This is a genomic window from Mesorhizobium sp. M1078, from assembly GCF_040318615.1.
In the GTDB taxonomy this organism is placed as follows: domain Bacteria; phylum Pseudomonadota; class Alphaproteobacteria; order Rhizobiales; family Rhizobiaceae; genus Mesorhizobium.
The window spans coordinates 1-1,321 of record NZ_JAMYMP010000089.1; the positions used below are offsets into that span (position 1 = coordinate 1).

Below are 1,321 nucleotides of genomic sequence, written 5' to 3' on the forward strand. Positions count from 1 at the left end.
GGGGACTGTCAGGAATTCCGTGTGCGGGTGGGCGGTTGAACATTATGCCGCCATGGCTTTGATGAAGCGTTCGCCAAAGATGACGGGGAACTGGGCTTTAGCCATGGACCACTCACGTGGCGGCATTTTCCACTCTTTTTCGGACCGGTTCAAGATCAGATAGAGCAGCTTGGTGGCGGCGTCGTCGCTGGGGAAGTGGCCCCTGGCCCTGACCGCTCGCCTGAGCTTCGAGTTCAGCGCCTCGATCGCGTTTGTGGTGTAGACGATCCGGCGGACTTCGTCAGGGAACGCAAAGAATGGGATGACCTCGCCCCAGGCCCGCCGCCAGCTCTGGCCGATGGCGGGATAGCGCTGGCCCCAGGGGCCGGCCTCGAACGCCGTCAGCGCTTTTTCGGCGGCATCGGCATCGACGGCGCGGTAGATGTCCTTAAGCGCTGTCGCCAGCTTTTGCGGTCTTTCCAGGAGACGAAGTCCATGGAGTTGCGCAGCAGGTGGACGATGCAGGTCTGAACGATCGCCTCCGGGAACACGGCGGTGATCGCGTCGGGGAAGCCTTTCAGGCCATCGACGACGGCCAGCAGGATATCATCGACGCCGCGGTTCTTGAGTTCGTTCATCACACGCAGCCAGAACTTGGCGCCTTCATTCTGCTCGAGCCACAGGCCGAGCACCTCCTTGGCGCCATTGGCGCGGACGCCCAACGCGATATGGATGGCTTTGTTGCGAACCATCCCTTCGTCCCGGATCTTGACCCGGATCGCGTCGAAGAAAATGAGCGGATAAACCGGATCGAGCGGGCGCTGCTGCCAAGTGGCGACTTCATCAAGCACGGCGTCCGTCACCGTGCTGATCAGATCCGGCGACACGTCGACGCCATAAAGATCATGCAGGTGCCCGGTGATCTCCCGGGTGCTCATGCCGCGCGCATACATTGACACGATCTTTTCGTCGAAGCCGGGGAAGCGACGCTGATACTTGGCGATCAGCTGCGGATCGAAACTGGCCTGGCGATCGCGCGGTATGTCGATCTCCAGCTTGCCGGTCTCCGTCGTCACGGTCTTACGGCCGTAGCCGTTACGCGTATTGCCAGCGTCTTCGCCGCTCGCCAGATGATGGTCCATCTCCGCGTTTAGCGCGCGCTCGGTCAGAGCCTTCTTGAGCGAATCCAGCAGGCCGCCCTGTTCGAAGGCAGCACTGGCTGCGCCTCCCGCCAGAAGCTGGTCGAGTAAATCATTTGGTATCGCAGGTTCTTTGCGTCGGGTCATAGTGGGAATCCTTTTACCCATTATGCCCACCCGCACACGGAATTCCTGACAGTCCC

At 61.0% G+C, this 1,321-nt stretch carries 1 pseudogene; it reads right to left on the reverse strand.

Features of this window, described 5'->3' with window-relative positions:
• Positions 1–42: 42 nt before the first annotated feature.
• Positions 43–1,286 (reverse strand): annotated as a pseudogene (locus NKH38_RS33205) (IS256 family transposase).
• Positions 1,287–1,321: the final 35 nt, after the last annotated feature.